Origin of the sequence: Streptomyces sp. NRRL WC-3618 (assembly GCF_001280005.1) — a bacterium.
Classification (GTDB): domain Bacteria; phylum Actinomycetota; class Actinomycetes; order Streptomycetales; family Streptomycetaceae; genus Streptomyces.
The window spans coordinates 37,839-52,175 of record NZ_LGDW01000461.1 but is presented as its reverse complement, the minus strand read 5'-3'; the positions used below and the strand labels follow the sequence as shown (position 1 = coordinate 52,175).

Genomic DNA, 14,337 nt, shown 5'->3' with positions numbered 1-14,337 from the left:
ATGTGTCGGTGCGGGCGCGTGCGGGGTTCGTGGATGGGGGTGGGGTGGAGTATCGGGTGATTCGGGGGTATCGGGTGGGGTGAGACGCGGAGCCTCCTGCCGCCGCCGCGTGCAAGTTCGCGCAAGTTCGTGGCGCTGGGCGCCCCCTGGCGTGCAAGCTCGTTCGCAGTGATCGCCCGCAGAACCGCACGCGGACTACCAGCTCACCTGAACCACAATCCTTAGCGTGACCTCATCCAGTGTTCAGCAAGAACGGTTGGCCCTCGGCCGGCGACTGCGCGAGATCCGCAAGGACGCGGGCCTTACCGCGCGGGAGCTGGCCAGCAGGGCCGACTGGCACGAGTCGAAGTGCTCGCGACTCGAGAACGGACGCACACCCCCGTCGGATGCCGATGTCCGGACCTATACGGGGCTCTGTGCCGCTCAGGATCAGACGGCCGATCTGATCGCCACGGCACGGGGTATCGAGGGTGCCTACGTGCAGTGGCGGCGTATGGAACGCGCAGGGCTGAAGCGCGTACAGCAGTCCGTCGCGCCGCTCTTCGAGCGCACCCGCCGCTTCAGGGTCTACCAGTCCTGGGTGATCCCTGGCCTGCTCCAATCGGCCGCCTACACCCGTGCGGTGCTGAGTACGGTGGCCCATCTTCGAGATGTGTCCGACTCTGCCGACATCGACGATGCCGTGGGCGTCCGTATGGACCGGCAACGCATCCTGCACTCCGGTGACCATCGGTTCGCGATGCTCGTGGAGGAGTGGGTACTGCGCACGGTCATCGGCGACAACGACACCATGGCCGGGGCGCTCGGCCATCTGATCTCTGCCGCCTCACTGCCCTCGGTCAGCCTGGGCGTCATCCCCCTCGGCAGGCCGCGTGGTGCCGGATGGCCTGTCGAGTCCTTCACCATCTACGACGAGGCGCAGGTGAACGTGGAACTCGTCTCCGCACACCTGACAGTCACGCAGCCGGGCGAGATCGCGGAGTACGCGAAGGCGTTCGCCGAACTGTCCGCGAAGGCCGTGTACGGCACGGAAGCCAGGTCACTCATCACCGCCGCGATTGACGCGCTCGGATAGTCGCCGCGCAAGTTGGCACAAGTGCGTAGGCCCAGAGGCGGTGCCGTACCCAGCCTGGTCCCATGAGACAGCAGCAGGCGCCGCCCCTACTTCTCGCCCCGGTTGTTCTCGACGGCGGGAAGCTCTTCGACCACGAACGATCCACGCGCTCTCACGGTGACGATCACTCCACGCTCCCTCAGGATGTCCAACGCTCGGCGGACGGTGTTGGAGCCGACGCCGTACTCCTGAGACAGAATCAACTCGCCAGGCAGGCGCGACCCTGCGGCGAACTCGCCGGTCCGGATCTTGTTCTCAATGATCTTCGCGAGCTGCTCGTAGTGGTAGGTCGCGGCGGCGGGATTGATCTTCTCTTCCACGCACTCGAACGTAAGCGTTCGGCAACTTGCGTGCATCCTCGAAAACTGTCAACTGCTGTCAACCACTGCCGTCCACTGCCGACTGCTGTCGGAAGCGGTTATGGTGGCTTACGCAAGGAGAAGACGAGACCCCCGCGACTGTGTGACCAGTCCGGGGGCATGGCCCTCAACCGTTGGGAGGTTGACGACATGCGTGAGCGTGGCGCGGTCGTACTCATTGGCCTGTTGCAGCCCCTGGTGTGCTGGTTCCTGCCAGCGTCCGGCAGGCGGCGGAAGACAGCCTCGGAGTTGATCCGGAATGCCGTGAACAGCGAGAACGTGAAGGATCAGATGCATCTGGTGGAGCGGTTGCCGGTTCAGCGACGGTCGCCGTACAGCACGGACCGGGCACCGCTCGACGGTTGCGCATCCCGTTTGTCGCGACCGTACCTGCCTCATCTCATCTACCAGCCTCCGGAGTTGACCGTCGCGCCCCGCGCGGCTCGCGTACGGCCTTACTGGACGGCGCGCGAGCGTGTGACTCGGTGGAGCCGTCGCGCAGTGATGGTCGCGGCAGCGGACTTTCACATCAGCCTCGACATCCGGGACATCCACTCCGTGCTGGACGGGGTGGGGTCCCGATGACCGGCGCACGGGTCAGGGCGGCCGTACGGCAAGCGGAGTTGCCGATGCTGAGTGCCTACCGGCTGTGGTTTGAGCACGCCCGCAAGTGCGACGAATGTAAGCGCGTCAGCAGAGCGAAGGACGGGTGCGAGAGCGGACGCGGGCTCTGGGACGACTACCGCCGGGCGTACGACGGAGGTGCCGGATGATCACCGGTCCGGCCGTCACTTGCGGGACTGTCCGCGCCTCGCTTTTCCATGGGGCACCGATCTTCAGCGAGAGCGGAGCGTGCGTCCTTTCCAAGGGGCACGAGGGAGACCATAAGGACGCCAAGGGTGCACGCTGGTACGTGATTCCGCTGGTCGGCGGTGCGGACCTCACCCCGGACAGGGGCGGGCGATGACCCACAACCACGGCGCGGTCCAGGCACCCGAACCGCCGTTCCGATCCCCCCGCTGCGTACTTGGTCAGCACCTCGGGTGCCAGGACTCCGAACCCCGCGATACCGGCGTACCCGGAGTCCGCTACCTCGTGTGTGCCTGTGCCTGCCACCACCGCCCGGCCCCGATTCCCGCCCCGGCCGGGGGAGTCCACCCCTGATGCCAAGGTCCGGCCCTCCGTGACGTGTCACGGAGGGCCGGACCCTGCGACTTGCCCTCGTCGCCCTCAGCCGCTCGACACCCCCCTCGATGTCGTCGGCGTAGGGTCCGTTGCCGGTACGCGCCGCCGGCGCCTGCGCTTCAGGAGGGCCCAGGGGCCTCGTGGGCCCGTCGGCATTGCCGCCGTGACCTCCGTGCCCGGTTCCGAGGCTGCCTCCGCTGCTGCTCGGGCCACCGGCAGGAAGCCCTCGCGGCGGGAAGCGTCCGGGCGCTCCTCCTCCGCCGGCCACAGGCCCAGGGCCGCGCACACCGTGGGGAGTACCGCCATCGCCGCCGTCGCGTAACCCTCCGCCGAGGGGTGGAAGTTGTCCGGGCCGAACAGCTCGCGTGGGTTCGCCTCGAACTCGGGGCCGAGCAGGTCGCCCAGCGACACCGTGCGGCCCCCCTGTTCCACGGTCCCGATCGTCTGGGCCGCCGCCAGATGGCGTGAGGCGCGGCGGGCCAGCCACCGCAGGGGCTGCTGGACCTGTTCGACGGTGCCCAGGTCGGGACAGGTGCCCACGACCACCTCGGCGCCCGCCGTGCGCAGGCGGCGTACCGCCGAGGAAAGGTGGCGGACGGAGCGCGTCGGGGGCATCCGGTGGGTGACGTCGTTCGCGCCGATCATGATCACGCAGATGTCCGGAATCCAGTCGCCCCCTGAGACGGCCCGCCCCACCTGGCGGTCCAGGTCGTCGGACTGGGCGCCGGGCAGCGCCACGTTGCGCAGTTCCACCGGACGTTCCGCGACCGCCGCCAGACCGGACGCGAGCAGCGCGCCCGGGGTCTGGCGGGCCCGGTGGACGCCCTGGCCGGCCGCCGTGGAGTCGCCCAGCAGGACGAGTCTGATCGGGGGTTCACCAGGGGTGGCGTACCCGTGTCCGTAGAGGCCGTCCGCGCTCGGCGGGTGCGGACCGCCGCCGTTGCCCACCTGGCGTCTTGCCATCCGTACCTCGGCCAGCAGCAGACCCACGGCCGCCGCGCTCATCAGGCCGATCCCGCCACCGCCGTACGCGGCGCCGGCCGCGATCCGCCTGGCCACCCTTGCCCTTGACATGCTCGTCATGCGTCGCCGCCACCTCCTCGTAGCCGTACAACCACTCCTTGCCCCGTAGCGGCCGTCCGCCAATCGTGACGTGAGGTGAATGCCGGGGCTGAGCCTTAGGCTGGCGGCACCAATGACGACCACATTCATGTGCGGCAACCGGAGACAACGGTGCGATTCCACGACTCGATGATCAGCCTCGTCGGCAACACCCCGCTGCTGAGGCTCAACAGTGTGACCGCGGGCATTCAGGCGACCGTCCTCGCGAAGGTCGAGTACTTCAACCCAGGCGGCTCCGTGAAGGACCGCATCGCCCTGCGCATGATCGAGGCGGCGGAGAAGAGCGGCGCGCTCCAGGCCGGCGGCACGATCGTCGAGCCGACCAGCGGAAACACCGGGGTCGGGCTGGCCATCGTGGCCCAGCAGAAGGGCTACAAGTGCATCTTCGTCTGCCCGGACAAGGTCTCCACCGACAAGATCAACGTGATGCGTGCCTACGGCGCCGACGTGGTGGTCTGCCCCACCGCCGTTGACCCCGAGCACCCGGACTCGTACTACAACGTGTCCGACCGGCTGGTGCGGGAGACGCCGGGCGCCTGGAAGCCCGACCAGTACTCCAACCCCGACAACCCGCTTTCCCACTATCACTCCACCGGCCCCGAGCTGTGGGAGCAGACCGACGGGCGGATCACGCACTTCGTGGCCGGAGTGGGCACCGGCGGAACCATTTCCGGGACCGGGCGCTATCTGAAGGACGCCAGTGACGGGCGCGTCAAGGTCATCGGGGCCGACCCGGAAGGGTCCGTCTACTCCGGTGGGTCTGGACGCCCGTACCTCGTCGAAGGGGTGGGGGAGGACTTCTGGCCCACCGCCTACGACCGGACCGTCGCCGACGAGATCATCGCCGTGTCCGACAAGGACTCCTTCCAGATGACCCGGCGCCTCGCCAAGGAGGAGGGGCTGCTGGTGGGCGGCTCCTGCGGGATGGCCGTCGTCGCCGCGCTGCGCGTCGCGGAGCGGCTCGGACCGGACGATGTCGTCGTCGTGCTGCTGCCCGACAGCGGGCGCGGATACCTCAGCAAGATCTTCAACGACGAGTGGATGGCGGACTACGGCTTCCTGGAGGACACCGGCCCGTCCGCGCGCGTCGCCGACGTTCTCGACGACAAGGAGCACGGGCACATCCCCTCCCTCGTCCACATGCACCCCGACGAGACCGTCGGCCAGGCCATCGAGGTGCTGCGTGAGTACGGCGTCTCCCAGATGCCGATCGTGAAGCCCGGCGCCGGTCACCCCGATGTCATGGCGGCGGAGGTCGTCGGGTCGGTCGTCGAACGCGAGCTGCTCGACGCGCTGTTCACCCAGCGGGCCTCGCTCGACGATCCGCTGGACAAGCACATGTCGGCGCCGCTGCCGCAGGTCGGCTCCGGTGAGCCGGTCGGCGACCTGATGTCCGTACTGGGTACCCACGACGCGGCGATCGTGCTGATCGAGGGCAAGCCGACCGGTGTCGTCAGCCGGCAGGACCTGCTGGCCTTCCTCGCCAAGGGCGGCAAGCAGTAGCGAACGTCCGGTGAACGGGGCATGTCGGAGCGGGATTTGCGGTGTGTGCCGCCATGTCCCGTTCCGATTCCTTTCGGATCCCTTTCGGGCGGAGAACTTCGTGGAAGTGGTACGAGGGCGTCACGTCCGCGCAGCACACGCTTAACACGCGTCCGGCAGAGTCATGGGTGTCGGCAAGGGCGGGAGCGGCTCCCCACCCGAAGCCGGCACTGAAACGGCGTCACGGACCTCCGGAGCGGCTCCCGGACCTCCACCGACGCCTAGGACGCGCCGGCCCGGCCCTGACCCGGCCCGCGTCCCTCGCGGGGACCGCCGTCGTCCCGCCCTCCCGGCAACGGGGGGTGCGGCGGTCCCCGCGCACAGCTTTTTCCGGGGTCAGTCAGTCCTCCCAGGCGTCGCTGTCCTGGCCGGCCGTGCGGTGACGCCGGCCGAAGAGCCCCCCTGGGCCACGGGACGCCTGGAAGGCGTTGACGCCCACGATGCCGGCCCACGCGACGATCAGGCCGGGCAGATCCGCCATACTGCCGCCGATGGCGGACAGGGGTATCGCCAGCACCAGGGACACGATGGCGAAGCCGAAGCGCTCGCCGAACGTGTCGGTCGATTTCGGCCCGCGCGAGTCGCGCGCCGTCACCATCTGATGCTCGGCGAGCTGCCGCCGTACCCGGCGCTCCACCGAGCCGTCGATCCGCTGGTCGACCTTCTCCAGGAACGAGTCGACCAACGCCGACTCGTACTCGCTGCCCAGTTCCCTGCGGGCGTGCAGGGTGGCGCTGAGTTCTTTCTTCAGGTCGGCGTCGTGCGCGCCCGTCGTGTCCATACCGGTCATGCGACCACGGTAGGGAAACGACAACCGACCGGCACTGGGGTTAACCCCCCTGTTGCCCCTGGGTCGGCCCCCAGGGGCAACGACTGGCTGACTCGGTGCACCGGCCTGGCGGCCTACGCCTACTCCTACCAGGTCGGCCTCCTGCTTCGTCAGGTCCTTCTCCTTCGCGTACGAGTTCGCCACGTCCTCCGGTCCTTAGGTGGTGGTGCGGGTCAGACCGCTCACCGGGAGCAGGAGCACGAAGATCGCGATCGACGGGATCGTGAACAGGACGTTGGACGTGCCGAGCAGGAAGCCGCGCAGGACGCGGACGCGGTGGGCGACCACGGCCAGCGGGAGCGAGATCAGCAGGCCGAAGAAGACCGCCGAGAGGGCCGCCTGGAGGTGGGAGACCGTGAGGGAGGTGAGGTTGTCGGTGTGGTCGCCGATCCATGACCAGTCGATGGTCATGCCGCGGCCCCGGCTTCCGGCGCCTTCGACTGGGCCTGCGCGATGTTGTCGAGGACCGTGCGGTGCGGGAAGAGGCCGGACTGCTGGATCACGTACCCGATGGATCGGCGCAGGTCGGCGGCGTCCTGCTGGAGGACGTCCTTGCCGTTGACCTTGATCGTGCCGGAGGTCGGGGCGAGCATCCGGTTGATCATCCGCAGGGTGGTGGTCTTGCCGCATCCGGAGGATCCGACGAGAACGGTCACGCCGCCTTCCGGCATCCGGAGGGTGAGGTCGTGCACAGCTGTGGTGCCGTTGGGGAAGCGCTTGTGGACCGCGTCGAACTGGATCATGGGGCGTCCCTTGCCGGGCTTGTATAACATCATGCAGAGTTCTCTGTGTCTGAATAGATTGCCAATGCTCTGGCGTTAATCCGAGGTAACGGACGTCCAGCGGCCAAGATCAAATGGCTGGATTCTGTCTGATTGAGGGGAGCGTGCGCCTTATGTCGTCTCGGATTGTGGACGCATCGGCTACGTCGGTGCCGACGGCCACCATCGGCATCGTCGTGCTGGACGGCGTCGGCCTCGGCATCGACGACGTCGTACGCCTCGCCGACGGCACCGCGCGACCGGTGCCCGGCACCGACGCGATGAAGCGCGTCGAGGAGGTCTGGGACGCCGCCCGCCGCATCGCCGCGACCGGCCGCGTGTACGGCCGTTCGACCGGCGTCGGCGCCAACCGGAACGAGAACGTGCCCACCGAGGCCGCCGCCGACCACGGGCTGCGCCTGCTGCGCAGCCACGCGGGCGCCATCGGCGCGGAACTGCCCGCCCGGCAGGTACGGGCCATGCTCGCCGTGCGCGCCAACCAGCTCCTCGCCGGGGGCGCCGGCCTGCGCCCGGCGGTCGTCACCGCCCTGTGCGAGGCGCTCGAGAACGGCGCGTACCCCGTGGTCAACGAGTTCGGGTCGGTGGGTACGGGCGACATCGCCGCGCTCGCGCAGATGGGGCTGGCGCTGGCGGGGGAGCACGAGTGGATCGCGCCTGCAACGGCTACGGCGACGGCACAGACGTCGGGTGGATCAGCCGCCCGGGGGCGGAGCGTCGCCGGCGCCCCCGAGGCCCAGGCCCTCGACAACAACGACGCCCTCGCCCTGATCAGCAGCAACGCCCTCACCCTCGGACAGGCCGCGCTCGCGCTGCACGAACTGCGCGGGCTCATCGCCGCCACGCAGGTCGTCGCCGCCCTCTCGCTGCTCGCCGTCGACGGTTCGCACGAGGCGTACGCCGCGCCCGTGCACGCCGCCCGCCCGCACCGGGGATCGGTCGAAGTCGCGCGCCGGATGCGGGAGTTGATCGGTTCCGCAGACCGGCCCACCCCTCCCCTCGGACGCATCCAGGACCCGTACGGCTTCCGCTGCCTGCCGCAGATCCACGGGCCCGCGCACGACGCGGCGGACGCCCTGGAGGGCGTCCTCGCGATCGAGATCAACGCCGCCGCCGAGAACCCCCTGATCTCCCCCGAGGACCTCGCCGCCTACCACCATGGCGGCTTCTACCAGGCCCAACTCGCCCTTGCCCTGGACCATTTCAGGCTGGCCCTCACCCAGGTGGCACGGTTGTCCACGTCCCGCCTGTCCACCCTCAACGAGCCCGCCTTCACCCGCCTGCGCCCCTTCCTCGCCGACCACGAGCCCGCCGCCTCCGGCGTGATGATCCTGGAGTACGCCGCCGGCGCGGCCCTCGGTGACCTGCGCGCCTTCTCCGCGCCCGCCTCGCTCGGGCACGCTGTACTCTCCCGGGGCGTCGAGGAACAGGCCAGCTTCGCCTCGCTCGCCGCCCGTCAGACACTGCGCGCCTGCGACGCGTACCGTCTCGTCGTCGGCTGCGAACTGGTCGCCGCCGTACGGGCGCTGCGCCAGCGCGACCTGCGGCCGGACCCGGAACTGCCGGTCGGACGGGCGCTGGAGCTGGCCGAGTCGGTCCTCGACGCCGACTCGGCCGACCGGCCGCTCACGGACGACGTGACGGCCGCGACGGCACTGCTGGACCGGTTCACGGAGATCTGGAGGGGGAGCGGGGCATGAGCACGTCGAGTGCGCACGACAACGGGGACACGGGTGCGGCGGGGGAGCCGGAGGGGCCGGGCGCGGGCGGATACCTGCCCGACAGCCCCGCCGCCCGGCTCCAGGCCCTCTTCGAAGGGCACCGGCTCACCCCGACGCAGCGGCGCATCGCGCACAGCATGGTGCGCCGGGCCGCCGAGGTGCCCTTCCTCTCCAGCGTCGAACTGGCCGAACTGGCCGGTGTCAGCCAGCCGTCGGTCACCCGCTTCGCCGTCGCCCTCGGCTTCGACGGCTACCCGGCGCTGCGCAAGCACCTGCGCGAGGTCGCCCCTGTCGAACAGAACGGCGAACCGGGCTCGTACAACGAGTACCAGCAGGCCGTCGAGGCCGAGATCGAGAACCTGAGAAACCTCGCCGAGGTGCTCGCCGACCCCCGCCCGGTGCAGCAGGCGGGCCGGCTGCTCGCCGCGTCCCGTCCGCTGGCCGTCCTTGGGCTGCGCGCCGCCGCCTCCCAGGCGTACGGCTTCGCCTACTTCGCCGCCAAGGTCCACCCGGACGTACGCCTGCTCAACGAGGGCGGCACGATGATCCACGACCGGATCGACGCGGCCGTACGGGCCGGCGCCACGACCCTGCTGTGCTTCGCGCTGCCCCGGCATCCGCGCGAGGTCGTCGACACCCTCGGCTACGCCAAGTCGGCGGGGCTGACCGTCGTCACCGTCGCCGACTCGGCGTTCGCGCCGGTCGCGAAGGTCTCCGACCTGCTGCTGCCCGCCGCCGTCGGCACCGGCCTCGCCTTCGACACCGCCTGCGCGCCGATGCTGCTCGGCCGGGTGCTGCTGGAGGCCATGTGCGACGACCTGCCGGACGCCCAGGCCCGCCTGGAGGAGTTCGACTCGCGGGCGGCGGCCCGGGGCCTGTTCGTCGAGTAGACACCGGCCGCTCGCGCACCCCGTTCGGGCTCTCAGATTCGTCTCACGTTCGCTCGCTAATCTCCCGCTCCGACAGGACTGTGCCGGGAGAGACGAACCGGGAGGCGGACGTGGCACGCGGAGTTCACGAAAGGCAGGGCCTCGCTCGGGTGGCCGTGGTCGTACGGGCCGGAGCGGCGCCCCTGTGGTGGTGCGGAGTGTTCGCGGCCGGCGTCGGCCTCCTGGTGCCGGGCCTCACCGGCCGCCGGATCGGCGTCATGGCGGGCGCCGCCCTGTTCGTCGTCGCGGGCGCGGGCGTGGCGTATCTGCGGCGCGGGCGCTACACCGCGCTCGCCGCCGGTGCCGCCCGGGCCGGCCGGTACGACGTGCTCCGGGACCGCGCGGTGACCGTACGCGACTGGCGCCGGGGCCACCGCTGGTGGCTGCTGCTCGCCTTCGCCGCCGCGCTGGGCAGTTCGTTCGCGGTGCCCGCGGCGGGCGGAATGCTGCTCGCCGGGGCCGGTACCGGGCTGCGGCTGAAGGCCGCCTGGCTGGGCCGCCGCGAACGCGCCGACGACGTACTGCTGTGGGTACGGGTGGACTGGCTCGGCCCCCGCTCCGGCGCCCCGGCCGGCAAGCCGGTCAAGGCCTACCGGGTCACCGGGATCGCCGCGGGCGACGCGACCCCGGGCGGGGCGCGCCGCCGCGGCGACGTACGGGTCTAGAGACAGGCGCTAGCTCGTCGTTCCCTCCTCGCTCGGGCTCAGACCTCGATGTCCGCCTCGATCCGCTTCAGCTGGTGGCGGGCCATCGCCAGGTTGGAACGGTTGATGTCGAGCACCAGGTAGAGGAAGAGGCCGTTGCCGCCGCGCCCCTTCATCATCCGGATCAGGTGGTACTGGCTGGAGAGCGTGATCAGGATGTCCTCGATCTCGCCCTTCAGACCGAGGTGCTCCATCGTCCGCATCTTGGCGCGGACGACGTCGGTGTTGCCGGCGGCCGCGACGTTCAGGTCGAACGTCTTGCTGCCGCCCATCGTGCCCAGGGCCATGCCGCTGGTGTAGTCGACGAGTGCGACTCCGGTGGCGCCCTCGATGGAGGTCAGCGCCTCTTTCAGCGCGGTCTCGGTGTTGGCCATGACGGTGTTCCTCTCCTGCTTCCGGTTCAACTATCTGTGGTGGTACGCGCGTTGGGCGTGGTTGTCGGTGTGCGTGGCGCGCGCGGGGTTCTGGTTCGGGTGGGCATGGGTGCGACTGTGGGGGCGGGGGCGGGCGTGGTGTCGGCGGCCGGTAGGGCCGGTGCGGGTGCCGGTGCTGGTGCCTGTTCGGTCTCGGCCGCCGCGTCCACCAGTTCGCCGATGCGCAGGCCGGCCCGGCGGCCCTCCAGGTGCAGCCGGCCGACGTTGACGCGGTCCTGGGCGAGCAGCGTCAGGACGGCGGTACGGCCCGCCGCGTACGTCGCCACATAGCCGTAGACCCCGCGCACCAGCAGCTCGCGGAAGTCGCCCTGGCCGGTCGCGTCCGCCATCCGCACGGCGACACTGAGCGCGGTGGCGGTGAGCGCCGCGAGCGTCTCCGGTTCGACGCCGGGGGTGTCCTGGACGAGGACGAGACCGTCGACGCTGGCCGCGAGCGCACCGGTGAGCTGCGGCACTCGGGCCCGCAACCGGCGTAGTTCGTCCATGACTTCGGCCTCGGCCGCCATGAATTGTTGTCTCCTCCCGGCACGCGGGCGCTGCCGTTCAAAGGGCCTCCAGCGCATCCCTGAGCCTCTTCAGCAGCGTGATGTTGGGGTCGGCGAACGACGGCGGCAGCGTCCCGGGGGGAGCCGGGGGAGCCGAGGACGCGGGCGGTGGGGCGGGGGCGGGGGGCGGCGCCGGGGTGGCCGCCGGGGCTATGACCCCCGCGGCTGCCAGGCGCCGTATGTCCACCAGGGCGTGGAACGTCGGGCGGGCCAGTGCCAGGGCGATGTCCGCCGCCGTACGGACACCGTCCACCAGGGCCAGTACGGCGTGCTGGCGGGCGGGGACCGTCGGCGCGGCCGGGCTGCCGGAGCGCAGCAGCGGGGCGCTGTCGGGGGCCGGGTCGGGCCAGATGCGGTGCAGCAGGGCGCGCCGGCGCAGCGTCTCGTGCTCCACCGCCGCCACCGGCACCGGGCGCACCGGGCCAAGCCAGTGCGTGTCCCCGTACCGGAAGTGTCCCGGCGTGCCGCTGGGCGCGAGGGCGAAGTACGCCGCGTCGTACAGCGCCCCCAGGTGGCACACCTCCAGGGCGCCCACGCCGATCCGGCCGCTCTCCACCAGGAACCGTCCGACCCCGTGCCGCTCGCCGGCCGCGCCGACCGCGTCCCGCCAGCCCTCCGCGTCCAGCGTGCCGCGCGCGGTGAGCAGCACGTCGAGACCCGGGACGGCCGGGCTCTCCGCGTGCACGACCTGGCCGTCCGCGAGGTAGAGCGAGCCGCGCTCGCGGACCAGGACGCCCGTGGCCCGCTCGGTGGCGAGCCGGGCGAGCATCGGCGAGACCCCGCCCCACGCCCGCTGGCGGGCCGCCGCCCTGTCCCGCACCGGCAGGCGCGGCGGCGGGGTCGTCAGATTCGTGTGCAGCGTCGTCATCCCAGCACCAGCCGTCCCGCCATCTCGCCGAGCCGGATGCGGGCCAGCGCGAGATTGCCCTCCGCGCGGGCCAGCCACAGGTGCAGGAACACACTGCTGTCGAAGCTCGTCGTGACGAACCGCAGGACGTGGTAGCTGTCGCGGTTGCTGATGATCAGGTCCTCGACCGGAGGATCCTGGCCCGGCCGGCCGCCGGTGAGGCCGTCGGCGCTCTCGTCGTCGTCCTCCGGGGCGAACGCGCGGTGCTCGGCGGCCAGCCGGGCCAGCTCGGCCGCCTCGGCCGCCATCGTCTCCGGATCACCGCCCGGGGATTCCCCGACGGTGCCCAGGGCCAGCCCGCTGGTCCAGTCCACCAGTGCGGCGCCCCGGGCACCGGGCAGCCGCATGGCTTCCAGTAAGCACTCGTCGATTCCGGGCACCCTTGGCCCCTCCTGCCTGTCCCGCTCGCGTCTGTCCGGCCGGTGTTCGCTCGCTCCGCCTGGAGTTCGGCCGACGGATGTGCGGCCGACTCGGCGTTCGGATGAGTGACGCAGACGCTACGCAACGTGTGCATGAGGAGTGAGAGATCTGGCATTTTCCGGTGGAACATGCGCCGGATGACTAAGGTAGGTCGACTGACCCTGTTTTCAGGGCAGTTGACCTGCATGTTCCCCGGAGTCCGTCAAGGGCGTGGCAAGGGGGAGGCGGTCGTGGGGAGGGTGGTGAGCGCGGCGGAGTGCGCCCCTCCGGATTCGGCCACGATCTCGTCGACGGTCTGCGGCTCCCGGACGACCGCGAAGGCGACACTCCCGTCCCCGGCCCCGCCGTCACCACTGTCACCGCCGTCATGGCCGTCACCGCTCCCGTCCGGCACGAAGCCGTAGATCCCTGGCCGGGCAAGGGAGTTGTACGCGTAGTGGTGCGCGAAGTAGTACGCGCCCGTGTCCAGCGCCGCCGCGTAGTCGCCCTGTTCGAGCAGCGGCAGCGCGCGCCCCTCGGCGAGCAGGTCCCCCGAGAAACAGGCGGGCCCGGCCACGTCCTGCACCACGTCCGCACCGGACTTGGGGCGCCCCTTCCCGTCGTACGCGGCGATCCTGAGCGGCCACGACCCCGGTGCGTACACCGTCCGGGTCGCGACCTGCACGCCCGCGTGTGTGACCGCGACCGGCCGCCCGCCGGCGCTCTTCGCGTACTCGACCCGCGCCACCACCGTCCCGTGCTTGGCCAGCAGCGACCGCCCGAATTCGGTCACCAGCCCGTACCGCCCGTCGAACAGCCCCGGCACCGCCTCGACCAGCAGCCGCGCGTACTGCGCGTACGTCGGAGTCGTCGTGTCCGACGTGAAGTCGACCGGCAGGCCGCCGCCGATGTCGACCGTGTCGATCTGCCGCCGCCCGACCCGCCGGTTGATCTCCTCGGCGAGCGCGTACGTCTCCGCCACGCCCCGCACCATCAGTGACAGCGGGATGCCCTGCGACCCCGTGTGCGCGTGCAGCCTGGTCAGCCACGGGCGCCCGGCGTACGCCCCCACGATCCACTCGCGCGCCCCCTCGTCCAGCAGTGCGACCCCGAACTTCGAGGTCGCGGTGGCGGTGGACGTTGCCCCGATCGACCCGCCGCCGATCTGCGGATTCACCCGGATGCCGATCGGGGACCGGCTGGTCGCCGACCTCATCAGGGCGTCGATCCGGTCCAGCTCCTGCGGATTGTCGGCGTTCACGGCGATGCCCAGCGCCAGCGCCTCGCGCAGTTCGGCGGGTGTCTTGGCGGGCGAGTCGAGCACCGTCCGGGTCGGCGGCACGCCCGCCGCCCGCGCCAGCGCCAGTTCCCCCGGGCTCGCCACCTCGGCCCCGATTCCCTCCTCGAGCAGGAGCCGCAGCACGGGCACCAGAGGGGTCGCCTTCACCGCGAAGGCGTGCAGCACCGGCGTGCCGGGTGCCGCGACCGCCTCGAAGGCGGCGCGCAGCTCGGCGGCGGACTCGCGGATGCCGGTGACGTCGAGCAGCCCGACGATGGGTGCGCCGGCGTGGAGCAGTCCCTGTTCGACGGCGGCGCGTACGGCGTCGTCCCGGCGGCCTGTGCGAGTGGAGCGGTTATTTTCCATTACGTCCCCCGTGGCGTCTGTGGCTGTAGCTGTGCTGGCGGCTGTGCCGATGTGCGGGTCGGTGTCTGGGGCGATGTCCGGGTCTATGGGGCAAGCCAAACATTCGCGGCGTGCGCAGGATGG

At 71.0% G+C, this 14,337-nt stretch carries 14 protein-coding genes and 2 pseudogenes; 6 read left to right on the top strand and 10 right to left on the bottom strand.

Going from position 1 to position 14,337, the window contains the following annotated elements; genetic code table 11:
- Window positions 1-217: 217 nt before the first annotated feature.
- Window positions 218-1,075, top strand: a complete 858-nt coding sequence (locus tag ADL01_RS33220) for a helix-turn-helix domain-containing protein (RefSeq protein ID WP_053745748.1) — start codon at window positions 218-220, stop codon at window positions 1,073-1,075.
- Window positions 1,076-1,161: 86 nt separating this feature from the next.
- Here the strand turns inward: ADL01_RS33220 and ADL01_RS33215 are convergent, their stop codons facing one another.
- Window positions 1,162-1,434, bottom strand: coding sequence for a GntR family transcriptional regulator (locus ADL01_RS33215; protein WP_234354882.1), 273 nt, complete (start codon window positions 1,432-1,434; stop codon window positions 1,162-1,164).
- A 620-nt stretch (window positions 1,435-2,054) separates the two neighbouring features.
- On the opposite strand from ADL01_RS33215, the gene ADL01_RS44995 reads away from it, so the two are divergent.
- Window positions 2,055-2,246, top strand: coding sequence for a hypothetical protein (locus ADL01_RS44995; protein WP_159049710.1), 192 nt, complete (start codon window positions 2,055-2,057; stop codon window positions 2,244-2,246).
- Window positions 2,247-2,703: 457 nt separating this feature from the next.
- On the opposite strand, the gene ADL01_RS33205 is transcribed toward ADL01_RS44995, so the two are convergent.
- Window positions 2,704-3,741 (bottom strand): SGNH/GDSL hydrolase family protein, encoded by a 1,038-nt coding sequence (locus ADL01_RS33205; RefSeq protein WP_199834994.1) that lies wholly within the window; start codon window positions 3,739-3,741, stop codon window positions 2,704-2,706.
- Between the two features lie 150 nt (window positions 3,742-3,891).
- On the opposite strand from ADL01_RS33205, the gene ADL01_RS33200 reads away from it, so the two are divergent.
- Window positions 3,892-5,283, top strand: a complete 1,392-nt coding sequence (locus ADL01_RS33200) for a cystathionine beta-synthase (protein WP_053745744.1) — start codon at window positions 3,892-3,894, stop codon at window positions 5,281-5,283.
- A 379-nt stretch (window positions 5,284-5,662) separates the two neighbouring features.
- Here the strand turns inward: ADL01_RS33200 and ADL01_RS33195 are convergent, their stop codons facing one another.
- From ADL01_RS33195 to ADL01_RS33185, 3 genes and pseudogenes are all read right to left on the bottom strand, one after another.
- A complete protein-coding gene (locus tag ADL01_RS33195) occupies window positions 5,663-6,112 on the bottom strand; it encodes a hypothetical protein (protein ID WP_107091062.1) in 450 nt (149 codons plus the stop codon).
- 198 nt (window positions 6,113-6,310) lie between these two features.
- Window positions 6,311-6,562: pseudogene (locus ADL01_RS33190) on the bottom strand (ABC transporter permease); the annotation flags it as partial.
- A gap of 38 nt (window positions 6,563-6,600) precedes the next feature.
- A pseudogene (locus tag ADL01_RS33185) lies at window positions 6,601-6,894 on the bottom strand (ATP-binding cassette domain-containing protein); the annotation flags it as partial.
- 152 nt (window positions 6,895-7,046) lie between these two features.
- Between ADL01_RS33185 and ADL01_RS33180 the strand changes: the two are divergent.
- The 3 genes from ADL01_RS33180 (at window position 7,047) to ADL01_RS33170 (ending at window position 10,245) form a co-directional block, all read left to right on the top strand.
- Window positions 7,047-8,630: an aromatic amino acid ammonia-lyase gene (locus ADL01_RS33180; RefSeq protein ID WP_053745741.1), complete on the top strand. Its 1,584-nt coding sequence runs from the start codon at window positions 7,047-7,049 to the stop codon at window positions 8,628-8,630.
- The gene (locus ADL01_RS33175; protein ID WP_234354881.1) at window positions 8,627-9,541 is read left to right on the top strand and encodes a MurR/RpiR family transcriptional regulator; all 915 of its coding nucleotides are present in this window, start codon (window positions 8,627-8,629) and stop codon (window positions 9,539-9,541) included. The genes ADL01_RS33180 and ADL01_RS33175 overlap by 4 nt, the downstream gene beginning before the upstream one ends.
- Before the next feature lie 110 nt (window positions 9,542-9,651).
- Complete coding sequence (locus ADL01_RS33170) at window positions 9,652-10,245, top strand: hypothetical protein (protein ID WP_053745758.1); 594 nt, start codon at window positions 9,652-9,654, stop codon at window positions 10,243-10,245.
- A gap of 38 nt (window positions 10,246-10,283) precedes the next feature.
- On the opposite strand, the gene ADL01_RS33165 is transcribed toward ADL01_RS33170, so the two are convergent.
- The 5 genes from ADL01_RS33165 to ADL01_RS33145 all read right to left on the bottom strand — a co-directional run bounded on the left by ADL01_RS33165 (window position 10,284) and on the right by ADL01_RS33145 (window position 14,214).
- Window positions 10,284-10,658, bottom strand: a complete 375-nt coding sequence (locus ADL01_RS33165; RefSeq protein WP_053745740.1) for a hypothetical protein — start codon at window positions 10,656-10,658, stop codon at window positions 10,284-10,286.
- A gap of 26 nt (window positions 10,659-10,684) precedes the next feature.
- Entirely contained in the window at window positions 10,685-11,224 is a 540-nt protein-coding gene (locus tag ADL01_RS33160; protein WP_053745739.1) for a roadblock/LC7 domain-containing protein, read from the bottom strand.
- 37 nt (window positions 11,225-11,261) lie between these two features.
- Window positions 11,262-12,131, bottom strand: a complete 870-nt coding sequence (locus ADL01_RS33155) for a hypothetical protein (protein WP_063783615.1) — start codon at window positions 12,129-12,131, stop codon at window positions 11,262-11,264.
- Window positions 12,128-12,550: a hypothetical protein gene (locus ADL01_RS33150; RefSeq protein WP_053745738.1), complete on the bottom strand. Its 423-nt coding sequence runs from the start codon at window positions 12,548-12,550 to the stop codon at window positions 12,128-12,130. The genes ADL01_RS33155 and ADL01_RS33150 overlap by 4 nt, the downstream gene beginning before the upstream one ends.
- Window positions 12,551-12,792: 242 nt before the next feature.
- Window positions 12,793-14,214, bottom strand: a complete 1,422-nt coding sequence (locus ADL01_RS33145; RefSeq protein ID WP_053745737.1) for a diaminopimelate decarboxylase — start codon at window positions 14,212-14,214, stop codon at window positions 12,793-12,795.
- Window positions 14,215-14,337: the final 123 nt, after the last annotated feature.